Raw genomic sequence first — 24779 nt, 5'->3', positions numbered from 1 at the left:
CGACACCCACCCCGAACTGCCCGACTCGGCTCCCCCCGTGCCAAGTCATCCGGGTGAGTGTCGCGGCCGGTTTCCGATGTGCGCAGAGGATACTCTCGGTGACCGCGGGCGATCAGCCTGTTCATGACGGCGTAACACGCCGGACCTCTTCGTCACGGCCGCGAAACATCGAGCGGCATCTGCGGAAACGGCGCTGCGCCAACCTCATGGCGCAAAGGGGCTGTCCGGCCCGCCCCTCAACCGCACTGGTTCCGCCCGCACGCGGCCGCACGACGACGAGGAGACGCCGATGCCCCCAGGCATCTCGACCCTTGCCGCAGACGCCCCTGAGCTGTCTGCCGCCAACACAGGGTTCATGCTCATCTGTTCCGCCCTGGTGATGCTCATGACCCCGGGACTGGCCTTCTTCTACGGAGGCATGGTCCGGGTCAAGAGCACCCTGAACATGCTGATGATGAGCTTCATCAGCCTCGGGATCGTCACCATCCTCTGGGTGCTGTACGGCTTCAGCCTCGCCTTCGGCACCGACTCCGGTTCGATCATCGGCTGGAGCTCCGACTACGTCGGCCTCAGCGGCATCGGCATCACCGAGCTGTGGGACGGCTACACCATCCCGGTGTACGTCTTCGCCGTCTTCCAGCTGATGTTCGCGATCATCACACCGGCCCTGATCAGCGGTGCCCTCGCGGACCGCGTCAAGTTCACCGCCTGGGCCCTGTTCATCACCCTGTGGGCCACGGTCGTCTACTTCCCGGTCGCACACTGGGTCTGGGGTGCGGGCGGCTGGCTCTTCGAGATGGGCGTCATCGACTTCGCCGGCGGCACGGCGGTCCACATCAACGCCGGTGCCGCGGCCCTCGGCGTGATCCTCGTCATCGGCAAGCGCGTCGGCTTCAAGAAGGACCCGATGCGCCCGCACAGCCTCCCGCTGGTCATGCTCGGCGCCGGTCTCCTGTGGTTCGGATGGTTCGGCTTCAACGCCGGATCGTGGCTCGGCAACGACGACGGCGTCGGCGCGGTGATGTTCGTCAACACCCAGGTCGCCACCGCCGCCGCCATGCTCGCCTGGCTCGCGTACGAGAAGATCCGCCACGGCGCCTTCACCACCCTCGGCGCCGCGTCCGGCGCGGTCGCCGGTCTCGTCGCCATCACCCCGTCCGGCGGCGCGGTCTCCCCGCTCGGCGCGATCGCCGTCGGCGCCATCGCCGGTCTGCTCTGCGCCATGGCCGTCGGCCTGAAGTTCAAGTTCGGCTACGACGACTCCCTGGACGTCGTCGGCGTCCACCTCGTCGGCGGTGTCATCGGATCCCTGCTGGTCGGCCTCTTCGCCACCGGCGGCGTCCAGTCCGATGTCAAGGGCCTCTTCTACGGCGGCGGCCTGGAGCAGCTCGGCAAGCAGGCCATCGGCGTCTTCGCGGTGCTCGCCTACTCCCTCGTCGTCTCCGCGATCCTTGCCTTCATCCTCGACAAGACGATCGGGATGCGCGTGGACGAGGACGTCGAGGTCTCCGGTATCGACCAGGTCGAGCACGCCGAGACCGCGTACGACTTCAGTGGCGCCGGCGGCGGAACCGGCTCCCGCAAGGCCGTACCCCCCGCCGTGGACGCCGTGGCAGGCGCAGGACAGAACAAGAAGGTGGACGCATGAAGCTCATCACCGCAGTCGTGAAGCCGCACCGGCTGGACGAGATCAAGGAGGCCCTCCAGGCCTTCGGCGTCCAGGGCCTCACGGTCACGGAGGCCAGCGGCTACGGCCGGCAGCGGGGCCACACCGAGGTCTACCGCGGCGCGGAGTACACCGTCGACCTCGTCCCCAAGATCCGCATCGAGGTGCTGGTCGAGGACGACGACGCCGAACAGCTCGTGGACGTGATCGTCAAGGCCGCCCGCACCGGAAAGATCGGCGACGGCAAGGTCTGGAGCGTCCCGGTCGACACGGCGGTCCGGGTCCGCACCGGCGAGCGCGGCCCCGACGCCCTGTAAGAGCGAACACGGACAAAGGGAGCTGCTGGGTGAGCCTGGACGTGACCAACGAAGCGGAAGACGCGGGACCCAGCGGCTATGCGGCGGCCCGGCTGCTCCTTCTCACCGAGAAGGAGCGGTCCGGGCCGCCGCGCCGTGCGGCCCTGGCGAAGCTGACCGACGAATGGCTGTCCGCCCTCTTCGCCGCCGCGGCGCTGGAACAGGGCGTCCGGGGCGCGGCCCTGGTCGCCGTCGGCGGCTACGGCCGCGGCGAACTCTCCCCCCGCAGCGACCTCGACCTCCTGCTGCTCCACGACGGCAGCGCCTCCCCGTCCGCCGTCGCCGCGATCGCCGACCGGATCTGGTACCCGGTCTGGGACCTCGGCCTCGCCCTCGACCACTCCGTCCGCACGCCCGCGGAGGCCCGCAGGACCGCGGGCGAGGACCTCAAGGTGCAGCTGGGGCTGCTCGACGCCCGGCCCGTCGCGGGTGACCTCGGGCTGGTCGCGTCGCTGCGTACCGCCGTGCTCGCCGACTGGCGCAACCAGGCGCCGCGGCGGCTGCCCGAGCTGGACGAACTCTGCCGTGAACGTGCCGCCCGGCAGGGCGAGCTCCAGTACCTCCTCGAGCCCGATCTGAAGGAGGCCAGAGGCGGACTGCGCGACGTCACCGCACTGCGCGCGGTGGCCGCCTCATGGCTCGCCGACGCCCCCCGTGAAGGGCTGGCGGAAGCGCGCCGTGTCCTCCTCGACGTCCGCGACGCGCTGCACCTCACCACCGGACGGGCCACCGACCGGCTCGCCCTCCAGGAACAGGACCAGGTCGCGGCTGAGCTCGGCCTCCTCGACGCCGACGCCCTGCTGCGCCAGGTGTACGAGGCCGCGCGGACCGTCTCGTACGCCACCGACGTCACCTGGCGGGAGGTCGGCCGCGTGCTGCGCTCCCGTGCCGTACGGCCGAGGCTCCGGGCGATGCTGGGCGGGCGGCCCCCGCAGCCGGAGCGCACCCCGCTCGCCGAGGGCGTCGTCGAACTCGACGGCGAAGTGGTCCTCGCCCGCACCGCCCGGCCGGAGCGCGACCCGGTCCTCCCGCTCCGTGCCGCGGCCGCCGCGGCCCAGTCGGGCCTGCCGATCTCCCGCCACGCGGTCCGCCGTCTCGGCCAGGCCATGACCGCCGGCCCGCTGCCCGTGCCCTGGCCCGCGGAGGCCCGCGAGGAACTGGTCACGCTGCTCGGCGCGGGGGAGCCGACCGTCCCCGTCTGGGAGGCCCTCGAGGCCGAAGGGCTGATCACCCGGCTCGTCCCCGACTGGGAGCGCGTGCGGTGCCGGCCCCAGCGCAACGCCGTGCACACCTGGACCGTCGACCGGCACCTCGTCGAGACGGCGGTCAAGGCCTCCGAGCTGACCCGGCACGTCGGCCGCCCGGACCTGCTGCTCGTCGCCGCGCTGCTGCACGACATCGGCAAGGGCTGGCCCGGCGACCACTCGGTCGCCGGCGAGACCATCGCCCGTGACGTGGCCGCCCGGATCGGCTTCGACCGCGCCGACGTCGGCGTCATCGCCACCCTCGTCCGCCACCACCTGCTGCTCATCGAGACAGCGACCCGGCGCGACCTCGACGATCCCGCGACGGTCGCCTCCGTCGCCTCCGTCGTCGGTTCGCCCGGAACCCTGGAACTGCTGCACGCGCTCACCGAGGCGGACGCCCTCGCCACCGGCCCGGCCGCCTGGTCCTCCTGGCGCGGTTCCCTCGTGGCCGACCTGGTCGGGCGGGTGGCCGCGGTCCTCGCGGGCGACACTCCTGCCGAGCCGGACCAGGCGGCCCCCAGCGCCGAACAGGAGCGCCTCGCGATCGAGGCCCTGCGCACCGGCGAACCCGTGCTCGCCCTGCACGCCCAGCCGGAGGCCCCGGCCGAGGACGGCGGGCCGGAACCCGTCGGCGTCGAACTGCTCATCGCCCTGCCCGACCAGCCGGGCGTGCTGCCCGCGGTCGCGGGAGTCCTCGCACTGCACCGGCTCACCGTCCGTGCCGCCGACCTCAGGGCGATCGAGCTGCCCAGCGAGGTGGGGGACGGGGCCGTCCTGGTCCTGAACTGGCGGGTCGCCGCCGAGTACGGCTCCCTGCCGCAGGCGTCCCGGCTCCGCGCCGACCTCGTGCGCGCCCTGGACGGCTCACTGGACATCCGCGGCCGCCTCGCGGAGCGCGAGGCCGCCTATCCCCGGCGGCGGGGCGTCAAGGCGCCCCCGCCGCGAGTGACGGTGGCCGCGGCCGGCTCCCGCCTGGCCACGGTCATCGAGGTCCGCGCCCATGACGCCCCGGGCCTGTTGCACAGGATCGGGCGGGCCCTGGAGGGAGCCGCCGTCAGGGTGCGCAGCGCACACGTCTCGACGCTCGGCGCGAACGCCGTGGACACGCTGTACGTGACGGACGAGGCGGGCTCTCCGCTCGGCGACGCGGAGGCGGCGGCCCTGGCGAAGAGCGTCGAGGAGGCGCTGCGGTGAGGGGGGTGACGGGCGGCTCGGCCGCTCGTTGACCTGGGCGTGCTCCCCGCCCCGGCAAGGAACGGCCCAAAGGAGCCCACGGGGATCCTCCGAGCCGTGACCCGCTCCCCGCCGCCGCGGGGAACGGCCTCCGCCGGCCCGTTACGGCGGGCGGGGGCATGGATGTTCCGACGCCCGATACCCTTGGGGCGACCACCAGGCCCCGACCCGAGGAATCGCGACCACCGTGTTCGATACGCTTTCCGACCGCCTCAGCGCGACTTTCAAGAACCTCAGGGGCAAGGGACGCCTGTCCGAGGCTGACATCGACGGCGCGGCCCGGGAAATCCGTATCGCCCTGCTCGAGGCCGACGTGGCGCTCCCGGTCGTCCGGGAGTTCATCAAGCAGGTCAAGGCCCGCTCCCTGGGATCCGAGGTCTCCAAGGCCCTGAACCCGAGCCAGCAGGTCATCAAGATCGTCAACGAGGAGCTCATCGGCATCCTCGGTGGCGAGACCCGCCGTCTGAGGTTCGCCAAGACCCCGCCGACCGTGATCATGCTCGCCGGTCTCCAGGGTGCCGGTAAGACCACCCTCGCGGGCAAGCTCGGTCTCTGGCTCAAGAGCCAGGGCCACTCGCCCCTGCTCGTCGCCTGTGACCTCCAGCGCCCCAACGCCGTCAACCAGCTCTCGGTCGTCGCGGAGCGGGCCGGTGTCGCCGTCTACGCGCCCGAGCCCGGCAACGGCGTCGGTGACCCCGTCCAGGTCGCGAAGGACTCCATCGAGTACGCGCGGACCAAGGTCCACGACATCGTCATCGTCGACACCGCCGGCCGTCTCGGTATCGACCAGGAGCTGATGCAGCAGGCCGCGGACATCCGCGACGCCGTCAGCCCCGACGAGATCCTCTTCGTCGTCGACGCCATGATCGGTCAGGACGCCGTCAACACCGCGGAGGCCTTCCGCGACGGCGTCGGCTTCGACGGCGTGGTCCTGTCGAAGCTGGACGGTGACGCCCGAGGCGGTGCCGCGCTCTCCGTCGCGCACGTCACCGGCAAGCAGATCATGTTCGCCTCCAATGGCGAGAAGCTGGACGACTTCGACGCGTTCCACCCGGACCGCATGGCGTCCCGCATCCTCGGTATGGGCGACATGCTCTCGCTGATCGAGAAGGCCGAGCAGACCTTCAGCCAGGAAGAGGCCGCCAAGATGGCCTCCAAGCTGGCGAGCAGCAAGGGCAAGGAGTTCACGCTCGACGACTTCCTGGCCCAGATGGAACAGGTCCGGAAGATGGGCAGCATCAGCAAGCTGCTCGGCATGCTGCCCGGTATGGCGCAGATGAAGGACCAGATCAACAACATCGACGAGCGTGACGTGGACCGTACGGCCGCGATCATCAAGTCGATGACTCCGGGTGAGCGCCAGGACCCGACGATCATCAACGGCTCCCGCCGCGCACGTATCGCCAAGGGTTCCGGCGTCGAGGTCAGCGCGGTCAAGGGCCTGGTGGAGCGGTTCTTCGAGGCGCGCAAGATGATGTCGCGGATGGCTCAGGGCGGCGGCATGCCCGGTATGCCGGGGATCCCCGGCATGGGTGGCGGCCCCGGCCGCCAGAAGAAGCAGCAGAAGCAGGCCAAGGGCAAGCGCAAGAGCGGCAACCCGATGAAGCGCAAGGCCGAGGAGCAGGCGGCCGCGGAGCGGCGCGAGCAGGCGGCGGCGCAGGGCGGCGCCTTCGGACTGCCGGCCGGCGAGCCGGGCAAGGACTTCGAGCTGCCCGACGAGTTCAAGAAGTTCATGGGCTGATCCACCGCCCCACAGGGACAGCCGAAGGGCCCGCGACCGACACGGTCGCGGGCCCTTCGTCGTCCGGGTGTCAGGGCATCAGGGCGTCCGGGCGATCAGGTAGCGGAACACGTTGGGCATCCAGACCGTCCCGTCCGGCCGCCGGTGGTCGTGAAGCGCCTCCGCGATCTCCTTTTCGACCTGCGCATGGTCCCTCTCGCGCACGGCGGCGTCATAGAGGCCGGTCGACATCAGGCCCCGCACCGCGCTGTCCACGTCCGCGTAGCCGAAGGGGCAGGCCACCCGGCCCGAGCCGTCCGGGTTCAGGCCCGCGCGTGCGGCGATGTCCTCCAGGGCGTCGCGGTGGGCGGGACGGCGGCGTTCCCCGGCCACCCTCAGCACCCCGGACGTGGCGCACCGCTCCGGCGGACCCCAGCCGGTGAGCACGACGAGGGACCTTCGCTCCGCGAGACCGACCGCGTCCTTCAGCGCCAGTTCCAGGTCCTCCGCGTCCCCCGTGCCGCATCCGATCGGCTGAAAAGCGGTGATCAGGTTGTAACCGGGGTGGACGGGACCCGCTTCGCCCGGTCCGCCGTCCACCAGCCGGGCCGTCGGACTGCCGTCCATCCGTTCCCGGGCGAGGCCGAGGCGGTCACTGTCGGTGTCGACGCCCGTCACTGTGGCACCGCGAGCCCTGGCGATCAGCAGGGCGAGGCCGGAGCCGCAACCCAGGGCCAGCAGCCGTGTACCGGTGCCCACCTCGAGGCGTTCGTAGACCGCTTCGTAGAGCGGCACGAGCATGCGTTCCTGGATCTCGGCCCAGTCGCGGGCACGTGTGCCGGCTTCCGCAGAGGTCGCCGACGCCTTGTGGGGTCGGTGCCGGACGAGCGTAGGTGTCATCGAAAGCGCCCCAATCCGCCGAGAGGTCGGTAATGCCCTGAAGGTCAGCCCCCGTGTGCGTACGATCCACGCTTCCCCGTATGCCAGAGAACTGCGCGGGCGTCCCCGCGTCCAGGGGTTGCGCGGCACTGCTTGCGCCACGAGGCGTGGACCCCGGGCAACCTGGCCGATTCACATGTAGGTCCCGTGTCGCCGTACGATGCCCGCCATGGCAAAGGCACCCGTTCTCACGCCCCGGTCGGAAGACTTCCCGCGCTGGTACCAGGACCTGATCAACAAGGCCGAACTGGCGGACAACGGCCCGGTGCGCGGCACCATGGTCATCCGACCGTACGGCTACGGCCTGTGGGAGCGGATGCAGCAGGAGATGGACGCCCGCATCAAGGCCGCGGGCGCTCAGAACGCCTACTTCCCGCTCTTCATCCCCCAGTCTTACCTGACTCGCGAGGCTGAGCACGTCGAGGGCTTCGCGCCCGAACTCGCGGTGGTCACGCACGGCGGCGGCAAGGAGCTCGAGGAGCCGGTCGTGGTGCGCCCCACGTCCGAGACGATCATCAACGACTACTTCTCCAAGTGGGTGCAGAGCTACCGGGACCTGCCGCTGCTGATCAACCAGTGGGCCAACGTGGTCCGTTGGGAGCTGCGCCCGCGGGTCTTCCTGCGGACGACCGAATTCCTCTGGCAGGAGGGCCACACCGCCCACGCCACCTACGAGGACGCCAGGGACTACGCCGCCCGCATCCACCGCGACGTCTACGCCGACTTCATGGTCAACGTCCTCGGCATCGACGTGGTGCTCGGCCGCAAGACGCCCAGGGAGCGGTTCGCCGGGGCCATCAACACCCTCACCCTGGAAGGGATGATGGGTGACGGCAAGGCCCTCCAGATGGGCACGAGTCATGAGCTCGGCACCAACTTCGCCAAGGCGTTCAACACCTCGTACCTGTCGAAGGACGGTCAGCAGGAACTGGTCTGGCAGACGTCGTGGGGTGTGTCGACCCGCATGGTGGGCGGGCTGATCATGTCCCACGGCGACGACAACGGCCTGCGCGTCCCGCCGCGGCTCGCGGCCGTCCAGGTCGTCGTCATGGCCATCAAGGGCGACGAGGCTGTCGCCAAGGTGCACGAGGTCGGCCGGCTGCTGACGGCGGCCGGCCTGCGGGTCCATGTCGACGACCGCGTGGACACCCCCTTCGGCCGCCGTGCGGTCGACTGGGAGCTCAAGGGCGTGCCGGTGCGGATCGAGATCGGTCCGCGGGACCTGGAGGCGGGCACCGCGATGCTCGCCCGCCGCATCCCCGGGGGCAAGGAGCCGGTGAGCCTCGACTCGCTCGCCGCGCTGCTGCCGAAGATCCTCGAGGACGACCAGGCGCTGCTGCTCGAGCAGTCCCGGGCCCGCCGCGAGGCGCGCACGTCCGACGTCAGCACCATCGAGGAGGCCGCGGAAGCGGCGGCCGCCGGCGGATGGGCCCGCATTCCGTGGGCGACGCTGGGCGAGGAGGGCGAGACCGCGCTGGCGGAACAGGCGGTCTCCGTGCGCTGCCTCGTGGCCGAGGACGGGTCGGTGCCCGAGTCGGACGACGCGCCCGGTACTGTCGCGATCGTGGCCCGGGCCTACTGAGGGCCCGGCCCGCCGGGCGCGCGTCGCTACGTACCACCTTGGTGGGAGCTGTGAATATCCTCCGCAGATCGACGCACCCGCCCTCGTCGGGACGTATCAACGGCAACTGACGGCAACTGACTGGTACGTGCAAATTATTTGGGATGGCCCGGAATGGAACCCGCGGGCCGTCCGGCTCGTTATCACGACGTGAGCACGACACCACCTGTTCTCGCCGCAGAGCTGGCACAGGCGTGGGCCGACATTCAGCGGCACCACCCCGAGCTGCCGGATCTTGCCGCGCCCGAATCCCTGATCGGAGAGTCCTCGTCCGCCTGCGGCGCCGAGCTCTCCTTCGAGCGACTGCTCCACGAAGCAGTCCACGGCATCGCCGCCGCGCGAGGTGTCCGGGACACCTCGCGCGCCGGCCGCTACCACAACCGCCGCTTCCTGGCCATTGCCGAGGAGATGGGCCTCGACCATGTGGACGAGCCGCACCCCAGCAGCGGCTTCTCGCTGGTCGCGCTCAATCCCGAGGCCAAGCGGCGGTACCGTCCCACGATCGAACGGCTGCAGCGCGCCCTCAAGGCGCACACCGTCGCGACGGCATCGGACACCAAGCGCACCTTCCGCGGACCCGCCGCACGGCACGGTTCCTCGGGCGGCGGCGTGCGGGTCAAGGCCGTCTGCGACTGCGGCCGCAACGTCAGAGTCGTCCCGTCTGTCCTCGCCCAGGCGCCGATCGTCTGCGGCGGGTGCGGAAAGCCCTTCCGTATCCCGGAGGCAGTGGGCGCGGCGAGCTGATCGTCCGCGCCCTCGGGGGCAGGCAGCCGACGAGCTCGTCGGCCGGCGGGCCGTGCGCCGACGGGCCCGCCGGGATGCCCGGGCGGGTGAAAAGCCGTCGCCGGCATGTGGCACAATGGCTAGCTGTACTCGACAGCCGCACAGGAACCCTCTCGCCTCCGGCTGACGCGTCCATCGGGCACCCGAGTACCGCAACCCCACGTGGCATCTCGTTGTGCCCAACCACGTCAAGACCAGGAGACACCACTCCCGTGGCAGTCAAGATCAAGCTGAAGCGTCTCGGCAAGATTCGCCAGCCCCACTACCGCATCGTCGTCGCCGACTCCCGTACCCGCCGTGACGGCCGGGCCATCGAGGAGATCGGGCTGTACCACCCGACGTACAACCCGTCGCGCATCGAGGTCGACTCCGAGCGTGCCCAGTACTGGCTGTCCGTCGGCGCCCAGCCGACCGAGCCGGTTCTGGCCATCCTGAAGCTCACCGGCGACTGGCAGAAGGTCAAGGGTCTGCCGGCCCCGGAGAAGCCGCTGCTGGCCCCGGCGACGAAGGAAGACAAGCGCGCCTCCTTCGACGCCTTCGCCAAGGCCATCGAGGGTGACGACGCCAAGGGTGAGGCCATCACCCCGAAGGCGAAGAAGGCCGACAAGAAGGCGGACGAGGCCGAGGCCGCGCCCGCCGAGTCCACCGAGGCCTGAGGATGCTCGAGGAGGCTCTCGAGCACCTCGTGAAGGGCATCGTCGACAACCCTGACGATGTGCAGGTGGCTTCCCGCAACCTGCGTCGCGGGCGCGTGCTCGAGGTCCGGGTCCACCCCGACGACCTCGGTAAGGTGATCGGCCGCAACGGCCGCACCGCGCGCGCACTGCGCACCGTCGTGGGCGCCATCGGCGGCCGTGGCATCCGCGTCGACCTCGTCGACGTGGACCAGGTCCGCTGAACAGTTGAACACCGGCTCGGGCCGGGGAGGGCTCCGGCTCTTCCCGGCCCTTGTCGTGTCGCTGCCGGAGCCGGCAAACCGATAATTGAGTAACCGAGGAACCACGGCGGCAACCGACCACCACCGCGAAAGCGTGGGGTCCGGCCGCACAGAGGGGTGAGCGTGCAGCTGGTAGTCGGACGGATCGGCCGGGCCCACGGCATCAAGGGCGAGGTCACCGTCGAGGTGCGCACGGACGAACCGGAACTGCGGCTCGGACCGGGAGCCGTGCTGGCCACGGACCCGGCGACCGCCGGACCGCTGACCATCGAGACCGGCAGGGTGCACAGCGGCCGGCTGCTGCTGCGCTTCGAGGGCGTGAAGGACCGCAACGCCGCGGAGGCCCTGCGCAACACGCTGCTGATCGCCGAGGTGGACCCGGAGGAGCTCCCCGAGGAGCCCGACGAGTACTACGACCACCAGCTGATGGATCTGGACGTGGTGCTCGAGGACGGCACGGAGATCGGCCGGATCACCGAGATCAGCCACCTGCCCTCGCAGGACCTGTTCATCGTCGAACGGCCCGACGGCAGCGAGGTGATGATCCCGTTCGTCCAGGAGATCGTCGCCGAGATCGACCTCGAGGAGCAGCGGGCCGTGATCACCCCGCCGCGCGGACTGATCGACGGCAGCGAGGCCGAGGTCGCCTCCGGGCGTGACGCCTCGGAGGACGGGTCCTGATGAGGCTCGACGTCGTCACGATCTTTCCCGAGTACCTCGAACCGCTGAACGTCTCCCTGGTCGGCAAGGCCCGCGCCCGCGGCCGGCTCGGGGTCCAGGTCCACGACCTGCGCGACTGGACGTACGACCGGCACAACACCGTCGACGACACCCCGTACGGCGGCGGTCCGGGCATGGTCATGAAGACCGAGCCCTGGGGCGACGCCCTCGACGACATCGTGGCGAGCGGCTACGAGGCGGGCGCCCACGACCCCGTGCTCGTGGTGCCCACCCCGAGCGGCCGGCAGTTCACGCAGGAGGTCGCCGTCGAGCTCTCCGAACGGCCGTGGCTGATCTTCACCCCCGCCCGCTACGAGGGCATCGACCGCCGGGTCATCGACGAGTACGCGACCCGGATGCCGGTCCACGAGGTGTCCATCGGCGACTATGTGCTGGCCGGCGGTGAGGCCGCCGTACTGGTGATCACCGAGGCGGTCGCCCGGCTGCTCCCCGGTGTCCTCGGCAACGCCGAATCCCACCGGGACGACTCCTTCGCGCCCGGCGCGATGGCGAACCTGCTCGAGGGCCCCGTCTACACCAAGCCCCCCACCTGGCGCGGACGTGCCATTCCCGACGTGCTGGTCAGCGGCCACCACGGGAAGATCGCACGCTGGCGACGGGACCAGGCGCTGTGCCGCACGGCCCTCAACAGGCCCGACCTCATCGAGCGTTGCGACCCCGCGGCCTTCGACAAGAAGGACCGCGAGACGCTCTCCGTCCTCGGCTGGGCACCTGAGCCCGGCGGCCGATTTTGGCGCAGGCCGCAGGCCGTGGAAGAATAAGCCGCTGCTGTACGTCCGGCCGGCGCCCCTGCCACAGGGGGAACGACGCCCGCCCGACCCGGCACCCCGGATCTCCATTCGATATTCCGCTGATGACCTGTGGCATCGGCGAGGAAGCAGACCAACATGGCTCACCTGCTCGACAGCGTCAACTCGGCTTCGCTGCGCAGCGACCTCCCGGCCTTCCGCCCGGGTGACACCGTCAACGTCCACGTTCGCGTCATCGAGGGCAACCGCTCCCGTATCCAGCAGTTCAAGGGCGTCGTCATCCGCCGCCAGGGCGCGGGCGTGAGCGAGACCTTCACGGTCCGCAAGGTCTCCTTCTCCGTCGGCGTCGAGCGCACCTTCCCGGTGCACAGCCCGATCTTCGAGAAGATCGAGCTCGTCACCCGCGGTGACGTCCGTCGCGCCAAGCTGTACTACCTCCGTGAGCTGCGCGGCAAGGCCGCGAAGATCAAGGAGAAGCGCGACAACTGAGCCTCGCCTCACAGCCGCGACGACGCTTCGGTTCAACCGGTCACAGGGCGGCCGGATAGGCTCTGCCCTCGATGGACACCGAAGCACAGCACACGGAGCGCGACCGCTCTTCCACCCCCGCGGACGGGGTCGAGGAAGAGGGGTCGCGCTCCGCGCGTCGTCACGGCGGGCACCGGCCGAGCCGCTCGCCGTGGTCCCTGCGCACCGCGGCAGTGATCGGAGGCGCCTGCGCCGTCTTCGTGCTGCTGCTGAGCCATTTCGTGGTGCAGCCCTTCCAGATCCCCAGCAGCTCGATGGAGCCGACCCTTCAGGTCGGGGACCGGGTACTGGTGAACAAGCTGGCGTACCGTTTCGGTGCGGAGCCCCGACGCGGCGACGTGATCGTCTTCGACGGCACGGGCTCTTTCGTACCGGAGGGAGTGACTGAAAACCCGGTCACTTCCGTAGTACGAGAGGGGCTCGCCGCACTCGGACTCGCCGAGCCCGCCGAGACGGATTTCGTCAAGCGGGTGGTGGGCGTGGGCGGTGACCGGGTTGTCTGCTGCGACAAGGGGGGCAGGGTCGAGGTGAACGGCGTGCCGGTCGACGAGAGATATCTGCACCCCGACGGCGGGCCCTCCGAGGTCGCCTTCGACATCGTCGTCCCCGAGGGGACCCTCTGGGTCATGGGCGACCACCGCAGCAATTCACGCGACTCCCGGGACCATCTCGGGCAGCCCGGCGGCGGCATGGTGCCGGTCGGCATGGTGGTCGGCAGAGCGGACTGGATCGGCTGGCCGGTCGGCCGCTGGTCGGGCATCGCACCGACCGGCGCGTTCTCCGGCGTGCCCGACGCGCCTCCCGGCGGGGCCCATGGGTAACCGCGGGCGAAGCCCCAGCCACCGGGCGGACACCCGGCTGCCGACCGGGACCCGGCCGACGAACGGCGCGAGGCCGCTGCCGGGACGAGCGGAACGGCGCCGGCTGGCGCAGAAGGTCCGGCGCAAGCGCCGCCGCTCCGCGGTGAAGGAGATACCCCTCCTGATCGGGGTGGCGCTGCTCATAGCCCTGGTGCTGAAGACGTTCCTGGTGCAGGCGTTCGTCATCCCGTCCGGCTCGATGGAGCAGACGATCAGGATCCAGGACCGGGTGCTGGTGGACAAGCTCACCCCGTGGTTCGGCGCGAAGCCGCAGCGGGGTGACGTGGTCGTCTTCAAGGACCCCGGTGGCTGGCTGCCGCCGGAGGAGAAGCCGAAGCAGGACGACCCGATCGTGATCAAGCAGGTCAAGCAGGCCCTGACGTTCATCGGGCTGCTTCCGTCGGACGACGAGCGGGACCTCATCAAGAGGGTCGTCGCCGTCGGCGGCGACAACGTGAAGTGCTGCGACAAGGACGGCCGGGTCACCGTCAACGGCGTGCCGCTGAACGAACCGTATCTGAACCCGGGCGACGCGCCCTCGACGATGACGTTCGACGTCCAGGTGCCCGAGGGACGGTTCTTCGTGATGGGGGACCACCGGTCGGATTCGGCCGACTCGCGTTTCCACCTCGACGAGCAGGGCAGCGGCACGGTGGCTCAGGAGCAGGTCGTCGGGCAGGCCGTGGTGATCGCCTGGCCGCTGGACCACTGGCGGCGGCTGGAGGAGCCGGAGACCTATGCGTCCGTGCCCGACAGGCGCGCCGGGGCGACGGCGGCACGGCAACCGTCGAATAGTGTGTCCTCCCAGGACCGGAACCAGATGGTCCTGCTCCCGACCCCTGCGGAACTCCCGCTCGTTATGGGAGTGGTGGGCCTGTACCTGCTGTGGCACAGGCGGTTCGCACGGCGTGAGGAGTGGATGTGGGGGACGTGGCGGTCGGCGCACGGTCCGGGCACGACGATCCCGAGGAGCGGAACGGGCTTCCTGAGACGCCCTCGGACATGACGGACGACTCGGCGTCGGCGACCGGCGACGGCGGCGATTCCTCGGAGGGCAGCGGTACGGATCGGAAGAAGCAGAAGTCCTTCTGGAAGGAACTGCCGCTCCTGGTCGGTATCGCGCTCCTGCTGGCGCTGCTGATCAAGACGTTTCTGGTGCAGGCGTTCTCGATCCCCTCGGACTCGATGATGAACACCCTCCAGCGCGGCGACCGTGTCCTGGTGGACAAGCTCACGCCGTGGTTCGGGTCGGAGCCCGAGCGCGGCGAGGTCGTGGTCTTCCACGATCCGGGCGGCTGGCTCGAGGGTGAGCCGACCCCGGAGCCGAACGCCGTGCAGAAGTTCCTCAGCTTCATCGGGCTGATGCCGTCCGCCGAGGAGAAGGACCTCATCAAGCGGACGATCGCGGTCGGCGGCGACACGGTGGAGTGCAAGAAGGGCGGCCCGGTCAAGGTCAACGGCAAGGCCCTCGACGAGCGCGACTACATCTACCCGGGCAGCAGCGCCTGCGACGACATGCCGTTCGGGCCGTTCAAGGTGCCGAACGACAAGATCTGGGTGATGGGCGACAACCGCCAGAACTCCCAGGACTCCCGCTACCACATGGAAGACGTCAACCGCGGGTTCGTCCCGGTCGACAAGGTCGTGGGACGCGCCGTGGTGGTCGCCTGGCCGCTGGACCGCTGGTCCACCCTCCCCGTGCCCGGCACCTTCGACCAGGCGGGGATCGACGCGGCCGCCGCCGCGATGCCCGCCGCCGCGCCCGCGGCGCTCGGCGTGGCCGGTGCGCTGCCGGTCGTGCTGTGGCGCAGGAGGCTGACCGGCAGGCGTACCGCCGGGTAGGGTGCCGCCCAGATCGCCGATCCCCGGGGAACGTCCCGGGGGTCGTATCTCCGAGGTGGGGAGCGCCGGGATGGGCGGAACGGGACGTGACGACGACGGCCGCGGCCGGCTCGGCAACGCGCTGTCGGGACTGGCCGTGGCCGTCGGCTGTGTGCTCTTCCTCGGCGGCTTCGTCTGGGGCGCCCTCGTCTACCAGCCGTACACGGTGCCGACCGCTTCGATGGCGCCCACCGTGGAGGCGGGCGACCGGGTGCTGGCCGAGAGAATAGACGGCGCGGACGTGCGCCGCGGTGATGTCGTGGTCTTCCGCGACAAGCTGTGGGGCGACATGCCCATGATCAAGCGTGTGGTGGGCGTCGGCGGTGACGAGATCGCCTGCTGCGCCGACAACGGCCGGCTGACCGTGAACGGCAAGGCCGTCGAAGAACCGTATCTGCTCCAGGACGACGGGCCCGCGTCGCAGAAGTTCACCGCGAGCGTGCCCGAGGGGCAGCTGTTCCTGCTCGGCGACGAGCGGATGGGTTCGCTCGACTCGCGGTCCCATCTCCAGGACCCCGGCCACGGCTCGGTCCCGCGTTCCGCCGTATCCGCCCGGGTGGACGCCGTGGCGTGGCCCCTCGACGGCGGACTGATCGAGCGGCCGGAAGGGTTCGCGGCCCTGCCGGGCGGAGTGTCACAGCCCGGACCGGTGAAACTCATGCTCGGCGCGGTTGTCGTCGGCGCCGTACTGATCTTCGGCGGGGCCGCCTACGGGCCGGTGGCGGGGCGTCTCGGCCGCGGGCGGCGCGCCGACAGGGAGGTCTCCGGTGTCGCATGACCGGCCGGGCGCCGTGCCCCCGCTCCGCAAGGTCTCCCGGGTCGTGCTGCTCGATCCGCAGGACCGGATCCTGCTCATGCACGGGTACGAGCCGGGGGACCCGGCCGACGACTGGTGGTTCACCCCGGGCGGCGGTCTGGAGGGCGACGAGACGCGGGAAGAGGCGGCGCTGCGCGAGCTGGCCGAGGAGACCGGGATCACCGACGTGGAACTGGGGCCGGTCCTGTGGCAGCGCCAGTGCTCGTTCCCGTTCGACGGCCGCCGCTGGGACCAGGACGAATGGTATTTCCTGGCGCGTACGACACAGACCGAGACCGCCCCGGGCGGGCTGACGGAGCTCGAGCAGCGGAGCGTCGCGGGCCTCAGATGGTGGACCTCCGCCGAACTGTCGGCGGCGCGTGAGACGGTGTATCCGACCAGGCTCGCCGAGCTGCTGCGCACGCTGCTCGACGAGGGACCCCCGGGTGCGCCGGTGGTTCTGGACACGGAAACCGTCCAGGACCCCAGTACGGCTGGCGCACAATAGGGGGACGCAAGGCTGAAGGGGAACATGCCATGAGCGCCGAGGACCTCGAGAAGTACGAGACCGAGATGGAGCTGAAGCTCTACCGGGAGTACCGAGACGTCGTCGGGCTGTTCAAATACGTGATCGAGACCGAGCGTCGCTTCTACCTCACCAACGACTACGAGATGCAGGTGCACTCGGTGCAGGGCGAGGTCTTCTTCGAGGTCTCGATGGCGGACGCCTGGGTGTGGGACATGTACCGGCCGGCCCGCTTCGTCAAGCAGGTCCGGGTGCTCACCTTCAAGGACGTGAACATCGAGGAGCTCAACAAGAGCGACCTCGAGCTTCCCGGCAGCTGAGGCCACTCCCGCGGGTGACGCGGTTCTCCACACCTGGCGCGTTGTCCACAGCTTTCGACCAAGATCCACATTGAGAGGTCCCACGCGTCAGAGTCGGTGCCGGAGGTGGTGCCGAAATGAACGCGACGGGGGCACTGGGACGGTACGGAGAGGACCTGGCGGCGAGGCTGCTGACCAGGTCGGGCATGCGGCTGCTGGCAAGGAACTGGCGCTGCGGGCGGGCCGGGGAGATCGACATCGTCGCCCGCGACGGCGACACGGTCGTCGTCTGTGAGGTCAAGACCCGCAGGGTCGGCGGGTACGAGCATCCGATGGCCGCGATCACACCGGTCAAGGCCGTCCGGCTGCGCCGGCTCGCCGAGTGCTGGCTGGAGCGGCACGGCGGCGCACCGCCGGGCGGCGTGCGCATCGACCTCGTCGGCGTGCTGCTTCCCAGGCGCGGCGCTGCGATCGTCGAGCACGCCCGCGGGGTGGCCTGATGGGATTCGCACGCGCGTGTTCGGTGGCTCTGGTGGGTGTCGAGGGCGTGGTGGTCGAGGTCCAGGCGGATCTGGAGCCGGGCGTCGCCGCGTTCACGCTCGTCGGGCTCCCGGACAAGAGTCTGGTGGAGAGCCGGGACCGCGTGCGGGCGGCCGTGGTGAACTCGGGGGCCGAGTGGCCGCAGAAGAAGCTCACCGTGGGGCTCAGCCCGGCATCGGTGCCGAAGGGCGGCAGCGGCTTCGATCTCGCCGTGGCCGTCGCCGTGCTCGGTGCCGCCGAGCGGATCGACCCCCGGCAGATCGCCGACCTCGTGCTCATCGGTGAGCTGGGGCTCGACGGCCGGGTCAGACCGGTGCGCGGAGTCCTCCCGGCGGTGCTCGCCGCGGCGGAGGCCGGATACGAACAGGTCGTCGTACCCGAGCAGACAGCCGGTGAGGCATCACTCGTACCGGGGATCTCGGTCCTCGGCGTGCGCAGCCTGCGACAGCTGATCGCCGTGCTCGCCGACGAGCCGGTGCCCGACGAGGAGCCCGTCGAGGAGGGCAGGCCCGACCCCATGCTGGCCGGACTGATGGTGCCGGGCGCGGGCATCGGCACGGGCTTGGCCGCGGACCCGGCAGGCGGGCCGGACCTGGCCGATGTCGCGGGTCAGCACACGGCACGCACCGGACTGGAGGTCGCGGCGGCCGGCGGACACCATCTGCTGCTCTCGGGGCCACCGGGCGCGGGGAAGACCATGCTGGCCGAGAGGCTGCCCGGTGTGCTGCCGCCGCTGACCCGGCGGGAATCGCTCGAAGTCACGGCGGTGCACTCGGTGGCGGGCCTCCTGCCGCCGGGCCAGCCGCTGGTGCGGACGCCGCCGTACTGCGCACCGCACCATTCGGCGACCATGCAGTCGCTGGTCGGCGGCGGGAACGGTCTGCCCAAGCCCGGCGCCGTCTCCCTCGCACACCGGGGCCTGCTCTTCCTCGACGAGGCTCCGGAGTTCTCCGGCAAGGCGCTGGACGCCCTGCGGCAGCCCCTGGAGTCGGGCCATGTCGTCGTGGCGAGGAGCGGGGGAGTGGTGCGGCTGCCGGCCAGATTCCTGATGATGCTGGCCGCCAACCCGTGCCCCTGCGGCCGGCACACCCTGCACGGTGCCGGATGCGACTGTCCCGCCTCGGCGATCCGGCGGTACCAGGCCCGGCTGTCCGGCCCGCTGCTGGACCGTGTCGACCTGCGCATCGAGGTCGAGCCGGTGAGCCGGTCCGACCTGCTCGACCAGGGCCGCCGCGGAGACTCCACAGCGGTGGTGGCAGACCGGGTGCGCGAGGCCAGGGCCCGCGCGGCGGCCCGTCTGGACGGCACGCCGTGGTCGGTCAACAGTGAGGTCCCCGGCCACGAACTGCGGACCCGCTGGACCGTCTCCCCCGGGGCGCTGGCCGCCGCCGAGCGGGACGTGGACCGTGGTCTGCTCACGGCGCGCGGCCTGGACCGGGTGCTGAGAGTCGCCTGGACCATCGCGGACCTGGCGGGCCGGGACCGGCCGGAGGCGCCCGACGTCGCGCTGGCCCTGGAGCTGCGGACCGGGATCGCGAGGGGTGTGCCGGCGGGGGCCGTCGCGGGGATCGGGGGCCGGCCATGACACCGCGGACACCGGAACGCGCGGCCGACGACCGGGAGCGGATGGCGCGCGCCGCGTTGACGCGCATCCTCGAACCGGGTGACGAGCACGGTGGACGGTGGCTCCGCGAGTTCGGCGCCGAGGGACTGCTGACCCTGCTGACATCGGAGGACTGCGCCGCCGGCGCCCTCACGGGCGTTTCCAAGGACCGGGTACGGGGACTGCGGGACCGGGCCGTGGGGGTGCGGCCGGAGCGCGACCTGGACGCCGTGCACGCGGTCGGCGGCCGGTTCGTCGTCCCGGGCGATGCCGAGTGGCCGAGCCAGCTCGACGACCTCCGGGACGCCTCACCTGTCGGACTATGGGTGCGGGGCAGACCCGACCTGCGGAAATGGGCGCTGCGCTCGGTCGCGGTGGTCGGCGCGCGGGCCTGCACCTCGTACGGGGCGCACATGGCCACCGGTCTCGGGGCCGGACTCGCGGAGCGCGGCTGGGTCGTGGTGTCGGGGGCGGCCTTCGGCGTGGACGGCTCGGCACACCGCGGAGCGCTGGCCGCCGGCGGTGCCACGGTGGCCGTCCTCGCCTGCGGCGTCGATGTCGCCTACCCCCGCGGTCACGGCGAATTGATCGGACGCATCGTCGAACAGGGGCTCGTCATCGGCGAGTTGCCGCCGGGCGGCCATCCGACCCCGAGCAGGTTCGTCCAGCGCAACCGCGTCATCGCCGCGCTGACGAGGGGCACCGTCGTCGTGGAGGCCGAGTACCGCAGCGGCTCGCTGGTCACCGCGCGGAGCGCCCAGCGGCTCGGCCGTCACACGATAGGAGTCCCCGGACCGGTCACCAGCGGGCTGTCGGCAGGCGTCCACGAACTGCTGCGCGGCGAGAGCGTGCTGGTCACCGACGCGGCGGAAGTCGTCGAACTGGTCGGCCGGATAGGGGAACTGGCGCCGGCGCACAGCGGCCCCGTGGTGCCCAGGGACCTGTTGGACCCGCTCGGCAGGCGGGTGCTCGAAGCGCTGCCCGCGCGGGGTGCGTGCGCCGTGCATCAAGTCGCCCGCGAAGGCGGAACGACGGTGGACGAGGCCCGCGGCAAGCTGTACGAACTTCATTCACTCGGATTCGTGGAACGGGACGAAGACGGATGGAAGTTGACGCGCCGACGCCGTCATGGTTCGAACGCGCGGCGAGGCGTTACTTGACCTCGGGCATTCGGGTGAAAGGGTGAAGCCGATGACCTCTGCAGTCCAGTCGGCGGGACCGGAGGGGCCGGTGCGCTGGGCATCGGCCCCGGTTCGAAGGTGTGGACGAGAGCGGATACCCGCCCGGGTTCGAAGGTGTGGACGAGGGCGAATACCCGCCCCGGTTCGTAAGCCCGACCTTCGCCCACCGCAACCGTGCAGTCACGCTACGCTCACCGGGTTCCCGGCCCAGGCGGCCTCCGGCTCCCTTCACAGCAGAACGGCTCAAGGCAACGCATGCCCCAGCACACCTCCGGGTCTGACCGCGCGGCAGCGCCACCCGCTGCCCGTGGCACCGTGCGGCCCGCCGCACCCTCGTCTCTCGAGGAGTTGTGGCGGTCGTACAAGGCCACGGGTGACGGCAGGCTGCGGGAACAGCTGATCCTTCACTACTCGCCGCTGGTCAAATACGTCGCGGGCCGGGTGAGCGTCGGCCTGCCGTCCAACGTCGAGCAGGCCGACTTCGTCTCCTCCGGGGTCTTCGGGCTGATCGACGCCATCGAGAAGTTCGACATCGAGCGGTCGATCAAGTTCGAGACGTACGCCATCACCCGGATCCGCGGCGCGATGATCGACGAACTGCGCGCGCTGGACTGGATCCCCAGGTCGGTGCGGCAGAAGGCCCGGGCCGTGGAGCGTGCGTACGCGACGCTCGAGGCGCAGCTGCGGCGCACGCCTTCGGAGTCCGAGGTCGCCGCGGAGATGGGTATCACGGTCGACGAACTGCACTCGGTTTTCAGCCAGTTGTCACTGGCGAACGTGGTGGCGCTGGAGGAGTTGCTGCACGTCGGAGGCGAGGGCGGCGAGCGCCTCAGCCTCATGGACACACTCGAGGACACCGCCGCGGACAACCCGGTCGAGGTGGCCGAGGGCCGAGAGCTGCGCAGACTCCTCGCGCGGGCCATCAACACCCTGCCGGACCGCGAGAAGACCGTCGTCACGCTCTACTACTACGAGGGGCTCACGCTGGCCGAGATCGGGAATGTCCTCGGCGTCACGGAGAGCAGAGTCAGCCAGATCCACACCAAGTCGGTGCTGCAGCTGCGGGCGAAGCTGGCCGACGTCGGGCGGTGACCCTGGGATCGGCCGGGTGAGGTCCGTAAAGTGGAGGCGTGCCCAGGATTCGAGCGGCCTCCGTGGCCGAGCACCGGACGATGCAGCGAGGCGCCCTGCTGGACGCCGCGCGTTCCCTCCTGTCCGAAGGCGGTACGGAGGCGCTGACCTTCCCCGCCCTCGCCGAGCGCACCGGCTTGGCGAGGTCCTCCGTCTACGAGTACTTCCGCTCGCGTGCCGCGGTCGTCGAGGAGCTCTGCGCGGTGGACTTCCCCGTCTGGGCGGCCGAGGTGGAGACCGCGATGGGCAGGGCGGACACCCCGGAGGGCAAGGTCGAGGCGTATGTGCGCAGGCAGCTCGAGCTGGTCGGGGACCGGCGGCACCGGGCCGTCGTCGCCATCTCGGCGAGCGAGCTCGAGGCCGGGGCCCGGGAGAAGATCCGTGCCGCGCACGGTGCGCTGATCGCCATGATCGTCGAGGCCCTCGCCGAGCTGGGCCAGGAGCGGCCCCGGCTGACCGCGATGCTGCTTCAGGGCGTCGTCGACGCGGCGGTCCGCCGCATCGAACTCGGCGCGGCCGAGGAGCCCGACGCCATCGCGGAGGCGGCCGTCGCGATGGTGCTGCGAGGCGTGCGGGGCTGAGCGCCCGCCGGCGCGTCGGGGGCCGTCTGCCGAGCGCCGCGTTTCGGTGTGCCGGGCCCGCCTGACGGTGTGCCGGGTCGACCGCGGGACCGCCTGTCTGGATCCCGCCGCCTCCTCGGTGCCGGGCCGACGCTGTCGGGGTCGCGCCGCCCTCCGGGACCGGCATCGCCGGCCCTGCGGGACCGGTTGCGCGGGGCGGGTGGTGTGTCGCAGCGTCATCGGCCAGTGGGACCGCGCCGGACCGGCCCTGCAGGGCTGCCGGCGCAGGGCGCGGTGCGTCACCGCGTCTCCGGTCAGCGGCACCGTCGTTGGACCGGCGCTGTTGGGGCTTCCCCTGCCGGATCGATGCTGCGGGGGTGCTTCCGTAGGGCGCGTGCGCCATGGCGCCACCCGCCTCCAGCGCCGCGTTGGACCTGCGCCGCCGGGCCTCTCCTGCGGGATCACCTGTGTAGGGCGCGTGCGCAACAGCGGCGCCGGGCCCCGGCACCGCCCGGCGCTGTTGGGGCTTCCCCTGCCGGATCGATGCTGCGGGGTGCTTCCGCAGGGCTGCGTGCGCTGCAGCGCCACCCGCCTCCAGCGCCGCGGTGGACCTGCGCCGCCGGGCCTCTCCTGCGGGATCGCCTGCGTAGGGCGCGTGCGCAACAGCGGCACCGGGCCCCGGCGTCGTCGGTGGACCGGCCCTGCCGGATCGACGCTTCCCGGTCGCCTGCGCAGGGTGTGGTGGGCCGCCGTGCCCGTGGCCAGGAGGAGGGCCGCGTGGAGCAGGTCCCCCGGACCCGCGGTGGCCGCCGGTGAGAGCGGCGTGGCCGTGGTCCGGGGGGCGGGAACGCCGAACACCGGGAGCAGGCGCGACGGGCCGCGGCGCAGCAGCGACGGCGGCAGCAGGGTCAGTGGGTCCAGGTACTCCGTGCCGCGGCGCAGCCCCCAGTGCAGACAGCCTCGGCAATGGGAGGCCCCCGGCTCGACGGACGCCACGACCTGCCCCGCCGTCACGGCAGCGCCTTCCTCGACCAGCGGGCGGACCGGTTCGTAGGTCGTACGCAACGGGGGGTCACCCGTACCGGTGAGAGTGATGGTGAGGACGCCCCGGCCGGCGACGGATCCGGCGAAGGAGACCGTGCCGGACGCCGCGGCCCGCACGGGCGTGCCGGCCGTCGCGGCGAGGTCCACCCCGCGGTGCCCCGGGCCGTAGGGGGAGGAGGGCGGCTCCCAGCCCCGGACCACCAGGGGCCGGGGCGCACCGACCGGCCAGCTCCGTGGCGCCTGTGCGTCCGGCCCCGCCGCCGGCCCCGCCGCCGGGTCCGCTGCCCGGTCCGGCGCCGCGTGCCTGTGCCCGAGGCCGGCGGTGACGCCGTCACCGCGGACGACAGGTGCCGCCGGAGTGCCGCGCGGCGAGGCTTCCCGCGCGACCGACGTCAGCCCAGCGGTGCCCGCCGCACCGACCCTGACGACCACGGGGTCGCGCTCAGGCGGCGGAGGCCCGCTGCCTGCTCGAAGCTCGGAGGCCGTCGCCGGCACGGCCCTCGCCATGGCCGCCGGCCTGTCACCTGCCGGGCCCGGCCAGCCGCCCGCCGCCGGGCCGCCCATCAGGGTCAGCGCGACGAGCACCGGCACGGCGAAGGCCCGGCAGATCGCGGACGCGGAAGACGCACAGTTCATGGGCGGAACCGTGCCCGGATCACGGTCAGCCCCGCTGATCATGGTCCGGATCTGTGGACAACCCGTCCGTTGTGGACAGCGCCGTCACCCGGTGCGTCCACGGTCCCGTACACTTCTTCTGGCGATCCGGGTCACCGGGTCGACTTCGCACGCCCCGCCACCACACCCTCAGCGGTCGGTGGCCGCGCTCCTCGGTCCCTTGTGGCACGGCGCGTCGGGGCGTCAGGACATAACCGAGAACACAAGGAGATACGGCCATGGCCGTCGTCACGATGCGGGAGCTGCTGGAGAGCGGCGTCCACTTCGGTCACCAGACCCGTCGTTGGAACCCGAAGATGAAGCGATTCATCTTCACGGAGCGCAACGGCATCTACATCATCGACCTGCTCCAGTCGCTGTCGTACATCGACCGCGCCTACGAGTTCGTCAAGGAGACCGTCGCGCACGGCGGCTCCATCATGTTCGTCGGCACCAAGAAGCAGGCCCAGGAGGCCATCGCCGAGCAGGCGACGCGCGTCGGCATGCCGTACGTCAACCAGCGCTGGCTGGGTGGCATGCTCACCAACTTCTCCACCGTCTACAAGCGTCTGCAGCGCCTCAAGGAGCTCGAGCAGATCGACTTCGAGGACGTGGCCGCCTCCGGCCTCACCAAGAAGGAGCTCCTGGTCCTCTCGCGTGAGAAGGCCAAGCTGGAGAAGACCCTTGGTGGTATCCGCGAGATGCAGAAGGTGCCCAGCGCCGTCTGGATCGTCGACACCAAGAAGGAGCACATCGCCGTCGGTGAGGCGCGCAAGCTCCACATCCCGGTCGTCGCGATCCTCGACACCAACTGCGACCCCGACGAGGTCGACTACAAGATCCCGGGCAACGACGACGCGATCCGCTCCGTCACCCTGCTCACCCGCGTGATCGCCGACGCCGTCGCCGAGGGCCTCATCGCCCGCTCCGGCGTCGCCACCGGCGACTCCAAGCCGGGCGAGAAGGCCGCCGGCGAGCCGCTCGCCGAGTGGGAGCGGGACCTCCTCGAGGGCGAGAAGAAGGCCGACTCCGAGGACGCTGCCGAGGCCAAGCCGGCCGAGGCCGCTGACGAGGCTCCGGCTGCCGACGCTGCGGAGGCTCCGGCCGCCGAGGCGGAGAAGCCGGCGGACGCCGAGCAGGCCTGACCTCACAGGTTCGGTTGTTGACGGCGGGGACGGTGCCAA

The 24779-nt window shown here is 71.3% G+C and carries 23 protein-coding genes and 2 pseudogenes; 23 read left to right on the top strand and 2 right to left on the bottom strand.

Translation table 11 applies throughout. The annotated features are described in order from the left end of the window. Nucleotides 1-289 precede the first annotated feature (289 nt). From SPRI_RS11105 to ffh, 4 genes are all read left to right on the top strand, one after another. Complete coding sequence (locus SPRI_RS11105; RefSeq protein ID WP_005311374.1) at nt 290-1648, top strand: ammonium transporter; 1359 nt, start codon at nt 290-292, stop codon at nt 1646-1648. Next, nucleotides 1645-1983, top strand: coding sequence for a P-II family nitrogen regulator (locus SPRI_RS11100; protein ID WP_005311372.1), 339 nt, complete (start codon nt 1645-1647; stop codon nt 1981-1983). The genes SPRI_RS11105 and SPRI_RS11100 overlap by 4 nt, the downstream gene beginning before the upstream one ends. 29 nt (nt 1984-2012) lie before the next feature. After that, nucleotides 2013-4463, top strand: coding sequence for a [protein-PII] uridylyltransferase (locus SPRI_RS11095; RefSeq protein ID WP_053556888.1), 2451 nt, complete (start codon nt 2013-2015; stop codon nt 4461-4463). Between the two features lie 226 nt (nt 4464-4689). Next, nucleotides 4690-6243 (top strand): signal recognition particle protein, encoded by a 1554-nt coding sequence (ffh, locus tag SPRI_RS11090; RefSeq protein ID WP_005311369.1) that lies wholly within the window; start codon nt 4690-4692, stop codon nt 6241-6243. 78 nt (nt 6244-6321) lie between these two features. Here ffh and SPRI_RS11085 read toward each other — a convergent pair whose 3' ends face one another. Next, nucleotides 6322-7122, bottom strand: a complete 801-nt coding sequence (locus tag SPRI_RS11085) for a class I SAM-dependent methyltransferase (protein ID WP_078535246.1) — start codon at nt 7120-7122, stop codon at nt 6322-6324. Nucleotides 7123-7330: 208 nt separating this feature from the next. On the opposite strand from SPRI_RS11085, the gene proS reads away from it, so the two are divergent. The 18 genes and pseudogenes from proS (at nt 7331) to SPRI_RS10995 (ending at nt 21918) form a co-directional block, all read left to right on the top strand. Beyond that, nucleotides 7331-8743, top strand: a complete 1413-nt coding sequence (gene proS / locus SPRI_RS11080; protein ID WP_005311365.1) for a proline--tRNA ligase — start codon at nt 7331-7333, stop codon at nt 8741-8743. Between the two features lie 189 nt (nt 8744-8932). Continuing rightward, nucleotides 8933-9526, top strand: coding sequence for a hypothetical protein (locus SPRI_RS11075; RefSeq protein WP_037773654.1), 594 nt, complete (start codon nt 8933-8935; stop codon nt 9524-9526). Nucleotides 9527-9777: 251 nt separating this feature from the next. Beyond that, nucleotides 9778-10221: a 30S ribosomal protein S16 gene (gene rpsP / locus SPRI_RS11070; protein WP_005311362.1), complete on the top strand. Its 444-nt coding sequence runs from the start codon at nt 9778-9780 to the stop codon at nt 10219-10221. Between the two features lie 2 nt (nt 10222-10223). Continuing rightward, nucleotides 10224-10463, top strand: a complete 240-nt coding sequence (locus SPRI_RS11065) for an RNA-binding protein (protein WP_005311361.1) — start codon at nt 10224-10226, stop codon at nt 10461-10463. Nucleotides 10464-10625: 162 nt separating this feature from the next. Further along, a complete protein-coding gene (gene rimM / locus SPRI_RS11060; RefSeq protein WP_037776249.1) occupies nt 10626-11183 on the top strand; it encodes a ribosome maturation factor RimM in 558 nt (185 codons plus the stop codon). Further along, nucleotides 11183-12004 carry a tRNA (guanosine(37)-N1)-methyltransferase TrmD gene (gene trmD, locus SPRI_RS11055; protein WP_037773653.1) on the top strand — a complete coding sequence of 274 codons (822 nt, stop codon included), beginning with the start codon at nt 11183-11185 and terminating at the stop codon, nt 12002-12004. The genes rimM and trmD overlap by 1 nt, the downstream gene beginning before the upstream one ends. Before the next feature lie 126 nt (nt 12005-12130). Beyond that, complete coding sequence (gene rplS / locus SPRI_RS11050) at nt 12131-12481, top strand: 50S ribosomal protein L19 (RefSeq protein WP_005311358.1); 351 nt, start codon at nt 12131-12133, stop codon at nt 12479-12481. A 71-nt stretch (nt 12482-12552) separates the two neighbouring features. After that, nucleotides 12553-13341, top strand: coding sequence for a signal peptidase I (gene lepB / locus SPRI_RS11045; protein WP_005311357.1), 789 nt, complete (start codon nt 12553-12555; stop codon nt 13339-13341). Then, a pseudogene (lepB, locus tag SPRI_RS11040) lies at nt 13334-14369 on the top strand (signal peptidase I). Before lepB (SPRI_RS11045) ends, lepB (SPRI_RS11040) begins: the two are co-directional and overlap by 8 nt. A gap of 13 nt (nt 14370-14382) precedes the next feature. Continuing rightward, the gene (gene lepB / locus SPRI_RS11035) at nt 14383-15222 is read left to right on the top strand and encodes a signal peptidase I (protein ID WP_374987859.1); all 840 of its coding nucleotides are present in this window, start codon (nt 14383-14385) and stop codon (nt 15220-15222) included. Nucleotides 15223-15292: 70 nt separating this feature from the next. Next, a complete protein-coding gene (lepB, locus tag SPRI_RS11030; RefSeq protein WP_005311354.1) occupies nt 15293-16039 on the top strand; it encodes a signal peptidase I in 747 nt (248 codons plus the stop codon). Beyond that, nucleotides 16029-16565, top strand: a complete 537-nt coding sequence (locus tag SPRI_RS11025) for an NUDIX hydrolase (RefSeq protein ID WP_005311353.1) — start codon at nt 16029-16031, stop codon at nt 16563-16565. Before lepB (SPRI_RS11030) ends, SPRI_RS11025 begins: the two co-directional genes overlap by 11 nt. A 29-nt stretch (nt 16566-16594) precedes the next feature. Beyond that, the gene (locus tag SPRI_RS11020; RefSeq protein WP_005311352.1) at nt 16595-16903 is read left to right on the top strand and encodes a DUF2469 domain-containing protein; all 309 of its coding nucleotides are present in this window, start codon (nt 16595-16597) and stop codon (nt 16901-16903) included. 116 nt (nt 16904-17019) lie between these two features. Further along, nucleotides 17020-17382: a YraN family protein gene (locus SPRI_RS11015; RefSeq protein ID WP_005311349.1), complete on the top strand. Its 363-nt coding sequence runs from the start codon at nt 17020-17022 to the stop codon at nt 17380-17382. Next, entirely contained in the window at nt 17382-19007 is a 1626-nt protein-coding gene (locus tag SPRI_RS11010; protein ID WP_053556887.1) for a YifB family Mg chelatase-like AAA ATPase, read from the top strand. The genes SPRI_RS11015 and SPRI_RS11010 overlap by 1 nt, the downstream gene beginning before the upstream one ends. Continuing rightward, nucleotides 19004-20185, top strand: a complete 1182-nt coding sequence (gene dprA, locus SPRI_RS11005; RefSeq protein WP_005311345.1) for a DNA-processing protein DprA — start codon at nt 19004-19006, stop codon at nt 20183-20185. The genes SPRI_RS11010 and dprA overlap by 4 nt, the downstream gene beginning before the upstream one ends. 276 nt (nt 20186-20461) lie before the next feature. Further along, complete coding sequence (whiG, locus tag SPRI_RS11000) at nt 20462-21298, top strand: RNA polymerase sigma factor WhiG (protein WP_005311342.1); 837 nt, start codon at nt 20462-20464, stop codon at nt 21296-21298. 62 nt (nt 21299-21360) lie between these two features. Further along, on the top strand, nt 21361-21918 hold the full coding sequence (locus SPRI_RS10995) for a TetR/AcrR family transcriptional regulator (RefSeq protein ID WP_005311340.1): 558 nt from the start codon (nt 21361-21363) through the stop codon (nt 21916-21918). Between the two features lie 951 nt (nt 21919-22869). Here SPRI_RS10995 and SPRI_RS39265 read toward each other — a convergent pair. Continuing rightward, nucleotides 22870-23448: pseudogene (locus tag SPRI_RS39265) on the bottom strand (peptidoglycan DD-metalloendopeptidase family protein); the annotation flags it as partial. Between the two features lie 386 nt (nt 23449-23834). Between SPRI_RS39265 and rpsB the strand changes: the two are divergent. Beyond that, nucleotides 23835-24740 (top strand): 30S ribosomal protein S2, encoded by a 906-nt coding sequence (rpsB, locus tag SPRI_RS10990; protein ID WP_005311335.1) that lies wholly within the window; start codon nt 23835-23837, stop codon nt 24738-24740. The last annotated feature ends 39 nt before the right edge of the window (nt 24741-24779 follow it).

Source organism: Streptomyces pristinaespiralis (assembly GCF_001278075.1).
GTDB lineage: Bacteria > Actinomycetota > Actinomycetes > Streptomycetales > Streptomycetaceae > Streptomyces > Streptomyces pristinaespiralis.
The sequence above is the reverse complement of the archived record's forward strand: the minus strand, read 5'-3'. Positions and strand labels throughout refer to the sequence as shown.